Origin of the sequence: Pseudomonas sp. FW300-N2A2 (assembly GCF_017351735.1) — a bacterium.
GTDB classification, from domain to species: domain Bacteria; phylum Pseudomonadota; class Gammaproteobacteria; order Pseudomonadales; family Pseudomonadaceae; genus Aquipseudomonas; species Aquipseudomonas migulae.
Genome location: NZ_JACNDU010000001.1, coordinates 342709 through 356012, shown reverse-complemented (window position 1 = coordinate 356012; position 13304 = coordinate 342709). Strand labels below are relative to the sequence as shown.

13 protein-coding genes are annotated in these 13304 nt (G+C 59.7%); 4 read left to right on the top strand and 9 right to left on the bottom strand.

The features are described 5' to 3' along the window. Window positions 1-21 precede the first annotated feature (21 nt). The 5 genes from J4E42_RS01405 to J4E42_RS01385 all read right to left on the bottom strand — a co-directional run bounded on the left by J4E42_RS01405 (window position 22) and on the right by J4E42_RS01385 (window position 4905). Window positions 22-594: a hypothetical protein gene (locus tag J4E42_RS01405; protein ID WP_008040271.1), complete on the bottom strand. Its 573-nt coding sequence runs from the start codon at window positions 592-594 to the stop codon at window positions 22-24. Between the two features lies 1 nt (window position 595). Next, a complete protein-coding gene (locus J4E42_RS01400) occupies window positions 596-1030 on the bottom strand; it encodes a hypothetical protein (RefSeq protein WP_008040279.1) in 435 nt (144 codons plus the stop codon). A 357-nt stretch (window positions 1031-1387) separates the two neighbouring features. After that, on the bottom strand, window positions 1388-1912 hold the full coding sequence (locus tag J4E42_RS01395) for an AAA family ATPase (protein WP_207284378.1): 525 nt from the start codon (window positions 1910-1912) through the stop codon (window positions 1388-1390). Continuing rightward, window positions 1909-2472, bottom strand: a complete 564-nt coding sequence (gene pnuC, locus J4E42_RS01390) for a nicotinamide riboside transporter PnuC (protein ID WP_207284377.1) — start codon at window positions 2470-2472, stop codon at window positions 1909-1911. The genes J4E42_RS01395 and pnuC overlap by 4 nt, the downstream gene beginning before the upstream one ends. Window positions 2473-3270: 798 nt before the next feature. Further along, window positions 3271-4905 carry a methyl-accepting chemotaxis protein gene (locus J4E42_RS01385; protein ID WP_008043778.1) on the bottom strand — a complete coding sequence of 545 codons (1635 nt, stop codon included), beginning with the start codon at window positions 4903-4905 and terminating at the stop codon, window positions 3271-3273. Window positions 4906-5198: 293 nt separating this feature from the next. Between J4E42_RS01385 and J4E42_RS01380 the strand changes: the two genes are divergently transcribed. Both J4E42_RS01380 and J4E42_RS01375 read left to right on the top strand, forming a co-directional pair. Further along, the gene (locus J4E42_RS01380; RefSeq protein WP_008043777.1) at window positions 5199-6029 is read left to right on the top strand and encodes an undecaprenyl-diphosphate phosphatase; all 831 of its coding nucleotides are present in this window, start codon (window positions 5199-5201) and stop codon (window positions 6027-6029) included. Then, window positions 6026-6451 (top strand): DUF1294 domain-containing protein, encoded by a 426-nt coding sequence (locus J4E42_RS01375; RefSeq protein ID WP_192227108.1) that lies wholly within the window; start codon window positions 6026-6028, stop codon window positions 6449-6451. The genes J4E42_RS01380 and J4E42_RS01375 overlap by 4 nt, the downstream gene beginning before the upstream one ends. On the opposite strand, the gene J4E42_RS01370 is transcribed toward J4E42_RS01375, so the two are convergent. Both J4E42_RS01370 and J4E42_RS01365 read right to left on the bottom strand, forming a co-directional pair. Next, complete coding sequence (locus tag J4E42_RS01370) at window positions 6448-6807, bottom strand: MmcQ/YjbR family DNA-binding protein (protein ID WP_008043775.1); 360 nt, start codon at window positions 6805-6807, stop codon at window positions 6448-6450. The two genes, J4E42_RS01375 and J4E42_RS01370, sit on opposite strands and share 4 nt — an antisense overlap. Continuing rightward, on the bottom strand, window positions 6804-7712 hold the full coding sequence (locus J4E42_RS01365; RefSeq protein ID WP_008029879.1) for a LysR substrate-binding domain-containing protein: 909 nt from the start codon (window positions 7710-7712) through the stop codon (window positions 6804-6806). The genes J4E42_RS01370 and J4E42_RS01365 overlap by 4 nt, the downstream gene beginning before the upstream one ends. Window positions 7713-7841: 129 nt before the next feature. Between J4E42_RS01365 and J4E42_RS01360 the strand changes: the two genes are divergently transcribed. Both J4E42_RS01360 and J4E42_RS01355 read left to right on the top strand, forming a co-directional pair. After that, a complete protein-coding gene (locus J4E42_RS01360; protein WP_008043774.1) occupies window positions 7842-8453 on the top strand; it encodes an FMN-dependent NADH-azoreductase in 612 nt (203 codons plus the stop codon). Window positions 8454-8710: 257 nt separating this feature from the next. Further along, window positions 8711-9748, top strand: coding sequence for a dienelactone hydrolase (locus J4E42_RS01355; RefSeq protein WP_192227111.1), 1038 nt, complete (start codon window positions 8711-8713; stop codon window positions 9746-9748). Window positions 9749-10042: 294 nt separating this feature from the next. Here J4E42_RS01355 and J4E42_RS01350 read toward each other — a convergent pair whose 3' ends face one another. Together J4E42_RS01350 and J4E42_RS01345 are read right to left on the bottom strand one after the other, a co-directional pair. Further along, window positions 10043-11230: an MFS transporter gene (locus J4E42_RS01350; RefSeq protein ID WP_207284376.1), complete on the bottom strand. Its 1188-nt coding sequence runs from the start codon at window positions 11228-11230 to the stop codon at window positions 10043-10045. 251 nt (window positions 11231-11481) lie between these two features. Beyond that, window positions 11482-13071, bottom strand: coding sequence for an ABC-F family ATPase (locus J4E42_RS01345; protein ID WP_008026595.1), 1590 nt, complete (start codon window positions 13069-13071; stop codon window positions 11482-11484). Window positions 13072-13304: the final 233 nt, after the last annotated feature.

Genomic DNA, 13304 nt, shown 5'->3' with positions numbered 1-13304 from the left:
TGTTGTTCCTAACTGTTTGGGTCAATCCGCGACCCGTACGTTCAGGGTGTTGGCCATTCGGTTTCCCACCCCGGCGCTCTGATTCAACTGAATCACCCCGCGGCTACCGGTGAATGCCTGGTCACTGGTAGAGACCTGGCGATAGCCTGGTGCAGAGTCAGTCGGATCGGAGTTTTTGATCAGCGCCACGTTCTGTTGCATGAGGACGCTGTCGTCGATACTTTGCGGTTGATTGCTGATGCTTATCCGCAGGGCATTGGCTTGCTGAGTGCTGGCACCGGCGCTCTGGTTGACACCCAGTACGCCGTAGCCGCGGCTGAAGGAGTCGCCCTGAATGCTGGCTCGAGCATCCATCCTGGGGTCGACTTCGGTATGCAATCGTTGGCGAATCTGTGTGGTCGCGCTGGCGCCATGGCCCATGGCGATGGCCCGGGCATTAGCCTGTTGCTGCTGATCGCCGGCAGCCTGGTTGACCGCGAAGTTACCTTGGTACTGCGCGCCCGAATTACTGATGTCGGCATTATTGATAACGGGGGGTTGAGCAAAGCTCGATGCGCTGCAAAACATGCTGATAATCAGCAGCTTACGATTCATCTCAACGGCCTCCCGTAATGACGTTCAGACCGCTCAGGCCTCGCTGGACGCTTGAATTGACCAGGTTGGAAATACCGTTGCCCGAACCTCCCGAGCGTCCGGCGGGAAGGTTGGAAAGCTGATTCTGGGTGGTGATGTTGCCGCCCAGGTTTGTGTTGCCTAACGTGACGAGGCGGGAGATCCCGGCACCACTGGCGACGTTGGCAAAGTCGCCGTCGTTCAACTCGTTCGTTTGCCTGAGGATTTGTTGGCTCGGGTTGGCATTTGCGGTCGTGGGGTTAGGATCGGGAGCCACCGGCGCTTGCACGGCGTTTCGTGTCTGGACATCACGCTTGATAATGATGATGCCGTCGTCAGCCTGGACACTTGAGCCCAATGCGCATCCGATCAGGAGGAGGCAGGTAAAGCCTTTATTGAAAGTATTGAAAGTCCCCACAGTGGCAATTCCTTCTTTTTGTGGGCTGGCCCTAGTCAGCGATGTGAAGGAGAGAGCGAATGCTGTGCCGTTTTTTGAATTTTGTTTTAATTCAACGGGTTAAAAATTTTGTCCGGGAGGCCGATGTCGGTGCTGTTTCACGTCTGAGACGGGCGCGGGCGCTTTTGTCCAACAAAAGCGGTTGCAGTGCTCTAGATCAATGCTTTGCGCCGAGGTGTATTGGGGGCTTAACAGCTGACGGGCGAAGAGGGTGCAGACCGCTGAAACGGCCTGTTTGGGGTGGGGTGGGTGTAACAGGTATGGACACTTTTGCCCCCAAAACAGGGGAATTACTGGGTGAAAACCCCTAAAAACGGGTCAGGGGTTCAGCAGCAGGGTGACGGCTTGCAGTGCCTGAAATCGCCGTTCCGCCCAGTTTCCCTGCAGAATTTGAAAAGGCTGTTGATGGGTTTCAAGCCATGTCAGGGTTGCGTCGAAAAATGCCCGGCGCTCGCTCAATTCGGGTTGGCAGCGTTGGCCATCATCCTTCCAGTCGACCTGTTCGGGAGACAGCAACAGATGCAAGTCGTACTGGCGAGCCAGCAGCGCCTGCTCGAGCCACGCGGGGCAATCGCCAAACAGGGTCTGGCTCCAGAGGATGTTACTCAGCAGGTGGGTGTCGAGAATCAGCAACGATGGCTGCCGGGCGCGGGCCTCGTCTTCCCATCGCAATTGCCCGCGGGCGATCTCCGGAATGTCGGCCAGGCAGGTATCACGCGGGTTTTGTTCGATAAACCAGCGGACATATTCGTCGACCAGCACTCCGCCGAAATGCGCTTGCAACTCGGCCGCGAGCCAGCTCTTGCCGCTGGATTCAGGGCCGGTGAGTACCAGGACTTTCATGTGCGCAATGCCGGGTCGGTGCGCCATTCCCGCCAGCCTTGAACGGCGATCACGGCAAACAACGCATAGAGCCCGGCGGTCAAGTACATGCCCTTGTAGACGAAGAGCCCGACGAAAATCACATCCAGGGTGATCCACAGTGGCCAGCATTGAACGCGCTTTTGCGCCATCCAGACCTGCGCCACCAGGCTGAACCCCGTCAGTGCCGCATCGAGCCAGGGCTGCGCGGCATCGGTCCAGTGCGCCATGGCCGCGCCGAGCAACAGACTGCCGATGGCACCGATGGCCAGACCTGTCGCGATCGATTTGCCCTTGAGTTGGCTAACCTGCCGCCCTTGCCGCGCACCCCCCGCGCGGGTCCACTGCCACCAGCCATAGAGTTGCAACGCGGCGTAGATCACCTGCAACAGCATGTCCGAATACAGCTTCACTTCAAAAAAGACCCAACTGTACAGCGACACCATGACCAGACCGATCGGCCAGCACCAGGGGTTCTGTTTGACCGTCAACCAGACGGCAATGACACCGAGGGCGGCGGCAAACAGTTCAAGCCCGGACATGGAGGTTCCTTGGAGCAGACGAAGAGGGGAGCGAATTGTACCCGGATTGCAGCGGATGAGGCTGTGCTGGCGAGGGAGAAAGCACTCGTTGACCTGTAGGAGCCCGGCTTGCCGGCGATGGCGATTTCATGGGCGCTATCGCCAGCAAGCTGGCTCCTACGGATCGCGGGGGTGTTGGGGATTGTGGGTTCACCCAAAACCTGTAGGAGCCCGGCTTGCTGGCGATGGCGATTTCATGGGCGCCATCGCCAGCAAGCTGGCTCCTACGGATCGCAAGGGTGTCGGGGATAGGAGGTTCACCCCAAACCTGTAGGAGTCCGGCTTGCCGGCGATGGCGATTTCATGGGCGCCATCGCCGGCAAGCTGGCTCCTACGGATCGCGGGGGTGTTGGGAATAGGAGGTTCACCCGAAACCTGTAGGAGTCCGGCTTGCCGGCGATGGCGATTTCATGGGCGCCATCGCCAGCAAGCTGGCTCCTACGGATCGCGGGGGTGTTGGGGATTGTGGGTTCACCCCAAACCTGTAGGAGTCCGGCTTGCCGGCGATGGCGATTTCACGGGCGCTATCGCCAGCAAGCCGGCTCCTACGGATCGCGGGGGTGTTGGGGATTGTGGGTTCACCCCAAACCTGTAGGAGCCCGGCTTGCTGGCGATGGCGATGTCATGGGCGCTATCGCCAGCAAGCTGGCTCCTACGGATCGCGGGGGTGTTGGGGATTGTGGGTTCACCCGAAACTTGTAGGAGCCGGCTTGCTGGCGATGGCGATGTCATGGGCGCTATCGCCTACAAGCCAGGCGCCTACACCCGGAATTGTTTGAGCAATCCGTTCAATTGCTCACTCAGTTCCTTGAGGTGGACGCTGGCCACGCTCGACTGTTCCGCCGCCAGCGCCGTGCTGTGGGACAAGCCGGCTGCCTGGGTCACGTTCTGGTTGATGTCTTCTACCACATGGGCCTGTTGCAGGGTGGCGCTGGCAATGGAGGCGTTCAACCCGTTGAGGTTGCGCAGTGCCTGGCCAATGGCATTCAGGCTTGCACCGGCGAGGCCGGCCTGTTCGATGGTCAGTTGCGAGGCGCGGCTGCTGTCGCCGATGACCTTGACCGCCGCTTCGGAATGGCTTTGCAGGCGTTCGATCATTGCCTGGATCTCGGCGGTGGACTTCTGCGTGCGCTGGGCCAGCAGGCGCACCTCATCGGCCACGACGGCAAACCCGCGACCCTGCTCACCGGCACGGGCGGCTTCGATGGCCGCGTTGAGGGCCAGCAGGTTTGTTTGCTCGGCGATTGAGCGGATCACTTCCAGCACGCTGCCGATCTGAGTGCTTTCGGCGGCGAGGGTACGGATGACCTCCACGGCCTGATCAATCGTTGAAGACAGCTTGTCGATTTGTTGCAGGCTGCTGTCGATGTTGACCTGGCCCTGCTGCGCCTGAGACTCGGCATCGCGCATCTCGCTGGCGGCGTGCTCGGCGTTCTTCGCCACGTCCTGCACGCCATAGGTCACTTCATTGATGGCCGTGGCCACCAGTTCCATCTGTTGCGATTGCTGCTGGCTGCGTTGCTGGGCCTGGACGGCGTCGTTGCCCAGTTCGCTGGACGACTGGCCCAGGGCGCTGGCGGACACCTGCAATTCGCTGATCACCAACCGTAGCTTGGCGGTGAACGCATTGAAGTGGTGTGCCAACTGCGTGACTTCGTCCTGGCCATGGGTGTCGAGGCTGCGAGTCAGATCGCTCTCGCCGCTGGCAATGTTGGCCATGGCGTTCACGGTGTCCTGCAGCGGACGGACGATGCTGCGGGCAATCAGGATCACCAGCAGCGCCATGAAGGCGGCGATCACCAACCCGACCACTGTCGCTTTCCAGACCTGGCCCATGAACTCGGCTTGCATGTCATCTATATACACGCCCGAGCCGATCACCCAGCCCCACGGTTCGAAGAGTTTGACGTAGGAGGTTTTTGCGACCGGCTCGCTGGCGCCCGGTTTCGGCCAGCGATAGTCGATCGGGCCGGCGCCCTTGGCCTTGGCGAGGGCGACCATTTCATTGAACACCGCAAAGCCGTCCGGGTCGCGGATCGCCGAGAGGTTCTGGCCATCGAGTTTGGGGTTGGCCGGGTGCATGATCATCACCGGCGTCAGGTCGTTGATCCAGAAGTAGTCGTTCTGGTCATAGCGCAGGCCGCGAACGGCGGTCAGCGCCTGTTTCTGCGCAGCTTCGCGGGTCAGCGTGCCGGCGGTTTCGAGCCCGTGGTAATAGGTCAGAATGCCGCTGGCCGTCTGCACGACGTGCTGGGTTTTCTGCGCCTTGGCGTGATACAGGTCCTCGTGAATCTGCTTGAGCATCAACACGCCCAACGTCAAAAGCATCATGACGGCCACGATCAAAATCAACCACAAACGCCGGCTGATCGACATATTGCGCAAGCTGTTCATAACGCTGTCACTCCTGTTTCTTTTTCTTGTAATAAACGACCGCCAGCATCCAACCACATTTTGCCGATCGGGCATATCCGACCCAAGTCCAATAACGTGGCAGCGTTATTCAGCCTTGTCTGATAGGATTTCGGCCCCGCACGGAAAAACCTGAATCCAAGTTGATTTTTCACGGAATTTTTACGGTTTCGTCTGGATTCTGTGCGCGTCTGGCTGCAGCTGCGCTGATCGCAGTCAATGTTTTGAAAAATATTAACGGGGCATGCCGTGGCGCATCGCTTCTTGGGGGATTGATGGATCTTTGGACCGCCTTTCAGGCATTGATACTTGGCGTTATAGAAGGGCTGACGGAGTTTTTGCCCATTTCCAGTACCGGACACCAGATCATCGTGGCCGACTTGCTCAATTTCGGTGGTGAACGGGCCATTGCCTTCAACATCATTATTCAACTGGGTGCGATTCTGGCGGTGGTGTGGGAGTTTCGTCGCAAGATTCTCGATGTGGTGACCGGTTTGCCAACGCAGCCCGGCGCCCGACGCTTTACCGCCAACCTGTTGATTGCCTTCATGCCGGCCGTGGTGTTGGGGGTGATTTTTTCCGACTTGATTCACCACTACCTGTTCAACCCGATTACGGTCGCGTCGGCGTTGGTGGTGGGCGGGATCATCATGTTGTGGGCTGAAAAGCGTCAGCATGAAGTGCATGCTGAAACGGTCGATGAAATCACCTGGCAAGATGCGCTTAAAGTCGGTTTCGCCCAGTGCCTGGCAATGATTCCCGGTACATCGCGTTCCGGCTCGACCATCATTGGCGGGTTGCTGTTTGGCCTGTCGCGCAAGACCGCTACCGAGTTCTCCTTCTTCCTGGCAATGCCGACCATGGTCGCTGCGGCGGTGTACTCGGGCTACAAATACCGCGACCTGTTCGTCCCGGCCGATTTCCCGGTGTTCGCCATCGGCTTTGTCACTGCGTTCATTTTCGCAATGATTGCGGTACGGGGCTTGCTCAAGTTCATCGCCAGCCACAGCTACGCGGTGTTCGCCTGGTACCGTATTGCATTTGGCCTGGTCATTCTCGCCACCTGGCAGTTTGGCTGGGTTGACTGGACAGCGGTCAAGCCATGAATGACACCCGCGCACGCAACAATCCCGGGCGCCAGTCCGGGGGCGGAATCCAGAACCCACGGCTGAAACTGCTGGTGTTCGCGATGGTGTGTGCGCTGCCGTTGTTCGGCTCGATGTCGTTCTGGCTGCGAGGGGTTTCGCTGATTCCCCTTGCGGCCTATGGCATCGTCAGCGTGCTGGCGTTCTTCCTTTATTGGAGCGACAAGCGCAAGGCCCGGACCGATAGCTGGCGCACGCCGGAAAACGTGTTGCATGCGGTGGAACTCGCCGGCGGCTGGCCGGGCGCGTTGCTGGCCCAGCAGGTGTTTCGGCACAAGACCCGCAAAGTGTCGTTTCAGTTGCTGTTCTGGGTGATCGTGCTGCTGCATCAAGTGTTCTGGATCGATCAACTGTTCCTGGGCGCCAATCTGGCGCTGCTTTAAAGCAGCAGCCCGACCTGCGTGCGTTTGGGCAGTTTGCTCACCACCAGTTGATGGGAGCGTTGCAGCAGCCCTTGCAGTTCTTCGCTGCCCAGCGGGTAGGGCGTTTGCATGATGATCCACTGGGCCCGGGCCAGATACGGCGCCGGATGAATGCCCGGACGGTCGCAATGCCCCAGAAACAAGTCCTTGTCGACCTTGAACGCCAAAGAGTCGCCCCGCAGGTTCTGCAGGGCGAACATCTTGTTCCCGGCAATCGAAAACACCCGCACGCCACCCCACTTGTAATCTTCCCGCGCCCCCGGCAGCGCGAGACAGAATTGCGCGACATCCTCTTCGCTCATACGCCCAGCCTTCATATCAGTCGGTCCCCACAGGCATTGAATGATTCGATCAAATGGTCGAGCCAGGCGCGAACGGCCGGCATCACTCCGCGCCGATGAGGGTAGACCGCTTGCAGCCAGCCGCCAGGCAAAGACCAGTCGGGCAGTAACTGCACCAGCGCGCCGCTTTCCAGTTCCTGCTCGCAATACATCATCGGCAGCATGGTAAAACCCTGGCCGGCGAGGGTGCAGGCCCTGCGCACGATAAAGTCATCGATGCCCAGTCGCGCTTCGAGCGCGAGTTCATGACTTTTACCCTGTTGGTCGAGCATGCGGATGTGCACCATACGGTCCGCTTCCAGAGCGCCGAGCACCGGCAAGCCCTTGAGGTCTTCGGGATGATTGATTGCTCGTCCATGAAGAAAACCCGGACTGGCCACCATCAGCATCTGCGCCTGACGCAGGCGCCGGGTCACCAGCAGAGGGTCTTCATCGCCCGGTTCGCGAACCCGCAACGCGACGTCGACGCCCTCGGTCACCAGATCGACCCGGCGATTTACAAGCATGACCTCCAGCTGGACATGAGGGTATTTCTCGAGGAATTTACTGATCACCGTTGGCAACATTTCGTGAGCCAGCCCGACGGGGGCGGACACCCGCAAGCGTCCGCGAGGTTCGCTGGACATGCTGGCCACGGCCTCATCGGCCATCTCGGCTTCCAGCAGCATGGCCTGACAGTGGCGTAAATAGCGCTCGCCCACAGCGGTTAGCTTGAGCTGCCGGGTGGTGCGTTGCAGCAGGCGCGCACCCAGGCGTTCTTCCAGTTCGGCGATGCGGCGCGACAACCGTGATTTGGGAATCCCCAGCAAACGCCCGGCTGCCGCGAAACCGCCGGCTTCGACCACTTTGGCGAAGTAGTAGAGGTCATTGAGGTCTTGCATGGTGTTAACTCGATTGTTCTATCAGTGAGACGAACTATCGCATTGTTGCAGTCTAATCAGCTATTGGTTTCGTCTGTAGGATTGTCTCCATCAGATCGCCTCGTGGCGGTCCTCACCTGGAGATCCCATATGAAACTGCTGCATATCGATTCGAGCATTCTTGGTGACAACTCGGCTTCCCGTCAGCTGAGCCGCGAAGTCGTCAGCGCCTGGCAAGCTGCCGAGCCGACCGCCGTCGTGACCTACCGCGACCTGGCCAGCGATGCCATCAGCCACTTCTCCGCCACGACCCTGGTCGCCGCCGGCACCTCCGCTGAACTGCGCAACGCCGCCCAGCAGCACGAAGCCGAACTGAGCGCCTCGACACTGGCCGAATTCCTCGCCGCCGATGCCGTCGTCATCGCAGCACCGATGTACAACTTCACCATCCCGACCCAACTCAAGGCCTGGATCGACCGCATCGCCGTTGCCGGTCAGACCTTCCGCTACACCGAAGCCGGCCCTGAAGGCCTGTGCGGTGGCAAGAAAGTCGTGATCGTGTCGACTGCCGGCGGTTTGCACGCAGGTCAGGCGAGTGGCGTTGCGCACGAAGAGTATTTGAAGTTGCTGTTCGGTTTCCTCGGCATCACCGACATTGAATTCGTCCGTGCCGAAGGCCTGGCGTACGGTGATGAAGTCCGCACCAAAGCCATGAGCGCTGCTCGCACTCAGATCAGCGAGCAACTGTTCGCCGCCGCGTAAGGCTTGCGTAAAGTTGTAAATCAGCTCGGGCAACACCCCAAAAAACTCTGTATTCTGATCCCGCAAGGTCAGATACGGAGTTTTTTGTTTCTGATCATTGCGCAATCTTTCATGTTGTGGCCCAGGTTATGCAGTCGAGGGTTTAACGTCCCCGTTCTGTAACGACCTTGGTGGCCGCAATTGCTGGTACAAGGCCGCTTCCTCGGTAATCGATGGAGAACGGGCTTCCCGGTCAAGTAACAAAGGTGGGGCATCCCATGGTGCGTCTTTGGGCAACGTTACTGATTTGCCTGCTCAGCAGCCTGAATTCAGTGCACGCCGCGCCTGCGCCACATCCTCACTGGAGCGTCGGTTTCCATGAGATGAGTTTTCTCGACCCACTGGACCTGCAACCGATGCGCGCCATCGCGTTCTATCCCTCCAGCGACCGTGAACACTCCAGTAAACTCGAGGGCTACACGGTCGAAGCGGGCGAAGACACCCGCGTCGCCATTGGCCGCTTCCCGATGCTGATGCTGTCCCACGGCAACACCGGAACCCCGATGGCCCTGCACGACCTCGCCACATCGCTGGCACGCAAGGGTTTTGTGGTGGTGGCGGTGATCCATCCCGGCGACAACTCCAAAGACCACAGCCGCCTCGGTACCTTGAGCAACCTGTATGGGCGGCCGATCCAGATTTCCGAAGCCATTACCGCGACCCTGGGCGACCGTATGCTCGCGCCGTTCGTCAATGCCGATCAGGTGGGGGTGATCGGTTATTCGGCCGGTGGGGAGACGGCGCTGATTCTGTCGGGGGCGACGCCAGATCTGGATCGTCTGCGTCGCTATTGCCAGGAACGTCCGGACGACCACGATGCCTGCAACACCCAGGGTGAACTGATTGTCGACCGTGATGACCTGCAACCGGTGGCGGATCCACGGGTGCACGCGCTGCTGCTGATGGCGCCGTTGAGCCTGAAATTCGGTCGCCATACGCTGGCCGACGTGCATGTACCGGTGCTGTTATATAGTGGTGACGGCGACAAACTGGTGGCCTTCGACAAAAACGCCGCCGCGCTGGCGCGCAAACTGCCGACCGCACCGGACTTCAAGCTACTGGCGGGGGCAGGGCACTTCGTATTCATGGCCCCGTGCAACGAAGAACAGATCAAGGCGATGCCGGCGCTGTGCACCGATGCCGACGGCGTCGACCGCGAGGACATCCACCGCAACATGATCTCCGAAGCAGGGCGCTTCTTCTCCCACGCACTGGGCAAACCGACCCGCGCCGGCATGCAAACCGCCGATCAATAGGACCCACACACCACTGTAGGAGCCGGCTTGCCGGCGATGGCGCCCATGAAATCGCCATCGCCAGCAAGCCGGGCTCCTACAGGTCTTGCGGCGCACCCACAAACCCCAATATCCCCGAATCCGTAGGAGCCGGCTTGCCGGCGATGGCGCCCTTAAAATCGCCATCGCCAGCAAGCCGGGCTCCTACAGGTCTTGCGGTGCACCCACAAACCCCGGCCCCCCCCCAATCCGTAGGAGCCGGCTTGCTGGCGATGGCGCCCATGAAATCGCCATCGCCGGCAAGGTTTGAAATGATCAGGCTGTAGCGCGGCGTTTCAGTAGCAGGGTCAGGGCCAGGCCGGTGATCGACAACATTGCCGCACTGAAGAAAATCCACGAGTACCCCATGTTCAACGCCACCGCGCCCATCAGCGGTCCGGCAATCGCCAGCGCCAGATCGAAAAACACTGCGTAAGCACTCAAACCCGCGCCGCGACTGGAGTTGGGCACCTGTTTAATGGCTTCTACCCCCAGCGCCGGGTACACCAGCGACAGGCCAAACCCGGCCAGACCCGCGCCAATCAGGGCGAAACCGGTCGACGGCGCGAGCCACAGCAGCACCAGGCCCACTGTTTCAATGCTCATGCAGACAATCGCCGAGGTGAATCCACCAAAACGACTGATGCTGGAAATGAACAGCAGTCGCGCCAGAATGAAGCAGACGCCGAACACCGTCAGGCAGTACGCGGCGCCGGTCCAGCCACGGTTGACGTAATACAGGGTAATAAAGGTGGTCAACGTGCCGTAGCCGATTGACGCCAGGCTCAAACTCGCGCCGAACGGTGCAATGCGCCCGAACACCGCCCAGAACGGCAGGCGCTCACCGCGAACCACTGGCACCGAAGGTTTATTGCGGATCAGCAGCAGCGCCAACGCGGCCAGCAATGACAGCGCGATGCCCAGGCTGGCAAAACCATACGCGGCCACCATCACGACGCCCAATGGCGCACCGATCGCGATGGCGCCGTAGGACGCGATGCCATTCCACGAGATCGAGCGCGCGGTGTGTTCCGCGCCAACCTGGCCCATGCACCAACTGATGGTGCCGACGCCGATCAAGCCCTGAGCGATGCCCAGCAACAAACGGCCGGCGATCAGGATCAACAGGCTCGTCAGCGGAAAGCTTTGCAGCAGCGTCGACAGCAACGTCAGCGCGCCGCTCAAGACAATCCCCGCCAACCCGTAAACAATCGATCGTTTCGTGCCGATGCTGTCCGACATGCGCCCGGCCATCGGGCGGCTGAGCAGGGTGGCGAGGTATTGCGAACCGATGGTCAGCCCTGCGACGACGGCGCTGAACCCGAGTTGTTCGTGGACATAACCCGGCAACACAGCAATCGGCAGGCCGATGCAAAGGAAGGCAATAAAGGTATAGAAAACGATGGAGACGATCTGCAGGGTGATCGCCATGGGGCTTTGCGGTGGCAGTTGCTGCGCAGACATGAGGGCTCGTTCGCGGGCGGCGGTGGGAGAGGTCCATCATGGCGCGGGTGTGGAATAAAAGAAAGCAGGCTAACTATATCGGTGGTGTTTTTAAGGGCCTCTTCGCGAGCAGGCTCGCTCCCACATTGGAATGCGGTCACCTGTGGGAGCGAGCCTGCTCGCGATGGTCTTGGCACCCCAACATTCCTTGGCCATGTAATGCAAAAAGCCCCGTCACAAGGACAGGGCTTTTAGTTGCAGCAAGGCGTGTCTTAGAACACAACGCCCTGGCTACGCAGGTAATCATCATAAGTACCGCTGAAGTCGATCACGCCGCTAGGGCTCAACTCGATGATGCGGGTGGCCAGCGACGATACGAACTCACGGTCGTGGCTGACGAAGATCAGCGTGCCCGGATAGTTCTCCAGCGCCAGGTTCAGCGCCTCGATGGATTCCATGTCCAAGTGGTTGGTCGGTTCGTCCATGATCAGCACGTTCGGTTTTTGCAGGATCAGCTTGCCGAACAGCATGCGACCTTGCTCACCACCGGAGATGACTTTGACCGACTTCAGAATCTCGTCGTTGGAGAACAGCATGCGGCCGAGGGTGCCGCGAACCAGTTGCTCGCCGCCCTGGGTCCACTGGCCCATCCAGTCGAACAGGTTGCAGTCGTCTTCGAAGTCGTGTGCGTGGTCCTGGGCGTAGTAGCCCAGTTCGGCGGCGTCGGTCCACTTCACGGTGCCGGCATCCGGGGTCAATTCGTTGACCAGGGTGCGCAGCAGGGTGGTTTTACCGATACCGTTCGGGCCGATGATCGCAACGCGCTCGCCAGCTTCAACCTGGAAGCTGAAGTCCTTGAACAGTGTCTTGCCGTCGAAGCCTTTGGCCATGCCCTCGACGATGACCGCTTGACGGTGCAGCTTCTTGGTTTGTTCGAAGCGGATGAACGGGCTCACACGGCTCGAAGGCTTGACCTCGGCCAGCTGGATCTTGTCGATCGCCTTGGCGCGGGAAGTGGCCTGCTTGGCTTTCGAGGCGTTGGCCGAGAAGCGGCTGACGAACGATTGCAGTTCCGAAATCTGTGCCTTCTTCTTGGCGTTGTCCGACAGCAGTTGCTCGCGGGACTGGGTCGCCACGGTCATGTACTCGTCGTAGTTGCCCGGGAACAGGCGCAGCTCGCCGTAATCCAGGTCAGCCATGTGGGTGCACACGCTGTTCAGGAAGTGACGGTCGTGAGAGATGATGATCATCAGGCTGGAGCGCTGGGTCAGCACGTTTTCCAGCCAGCGGATGGTGTTGATGTCCAGGTGGTTGGTCGGTTCGTCGAGCAACAGTACTTCAGGATCGGAGAACAGCGCCTGCGCCAGCAATACACGGAGTTTCCAGCCTGGGGAAACCTCGCTCATCGGGCCAAAGTGCTGCTCGATGCCGATACCCAGGCCCAGCAACAGTTCGCCGGCACGGGACTCGGCGGTGTAGCCGTCCATTTCGGCGAATTCGGTTTCCAGCTCGGCCACGGCCATGCCGTCTTCTTCGGTCATTTCCGGCAGCGAGTAGATGCGGTCGCGCTCGGCTTTAACCTTCCACAGTTCTTCGTGACCCATGATCACGGTGTCGATCACGGTGAATTCTTCGTAGGCGAACTGGTCCTGGCGCAATTTACCCAGACGCACGTTCGGCTCGAGCATGACCTGACCGCCGGAAGGCTCGAGGTCGCCACCGAGGATTTTCATGAAAGTCGACTTGCCGCAGCCGTTGGCGCCGATCAAGCCGTAGCGGTTGCCCGCGCCGAATTTGACCGAAACGTTTTCGAATAGCGGCTTGGCGCCGAACTGCATCGTGATGTTAGCTGTAGAGATCAAAGGTTTTTCCTGCGAAGCATTCAGAGTAGCTAGGGTTGCGGCAGTACCGATTCAGTACCCGTTTCCGGTATTCAAACCACGGGAAATACATCCCGATCAGAAGCGGAAGGTCCATCTGGCAATAAGTGGACAGCAGCAGTTGGAGCGCTTGGCCCGAGTCGAAGTGCGCTGAGACGGGGTTCATTCCCGTCATCAACCAAGGGGGGCGCGTAATGTTTGGCGGCGATTGTACT

Coding starts and splice junctions, on each gene's coding strand:
- J4E42_RS01405 (WP_008040271.1), bottom strand. CDS start 594: ATGAATCGTAAGCTGCTGATTATCAGCATGTTTTGCAGCGCATCGAGC.
- J4E42_RS01395 (WP_207284378.1), bottom strand. CDS start 1,912: ATGAAAGTCCTGGTACTCACCGGCCCTGAATCCAGCGGCAAGAGCTGG.
- pnuC (WP_207284377.1), bottom strand. CDS start 2,472: ATGTCCGGGCTTGAACTGTTTGCCGCCGCCCTCGGTGTCATTGCCGTC.
- J4E42_RS01385 (WP_008043778.1), bottom strand. CDS start 4,905: ATGAACAGCTTGCGCAATATGTCGATCAGCCGGCGTTTGTGGTTGATT.
- J4E42_RS01380 (WP_008043777.1), top strand. CDS start 5,199: ATGGATCTTTGGACCGCCTTTCAGGCATTGATACTTGGCGTTATAGAA.
- J4E42_RS01375 (WP_192227108.1), top strand. CDS start 6,026: ATGAATGACACCCGCGCACGCAACAATCCCGGGCGCCAGTCCGGGGGC.
- J4E42_RS01370 (WP_008043775.1), bottom strand. CDS start 6,807: ATGAAGGCTGGGCGTATGAGCGAAGAGGATGTCGCGCAATTCTGTCTC.
- J4E42_RS01365 (WP_008029879.1), bottom strand. CDS start 7,712: ATGCAAGACCTCAATGACCTCTACTACTTCGCCAAAGTGGTCGAAGCC.
- J4E42_RS01360 (WP_008043774.1), top strand. CDS start 7,842: ATGAAACTGCTGCATATCGATTCGAGCATTCTTGGTGACAACTCGGCT.
- J4E42_RS01355 (WP_192227111.1), top strand. CDS start 8,711: ATGGTGCGTCTTTGGGCAACGTTACTGATTTGCCTGCTCAGCAGCCTG.
- J4E42_RS01350 (WP_207284376.1), bottom strand. CDS start 11,230: ATGTCTGCGCAGCAACTGCCACCGCAAAGCCCCATGGCGATCACCCTG.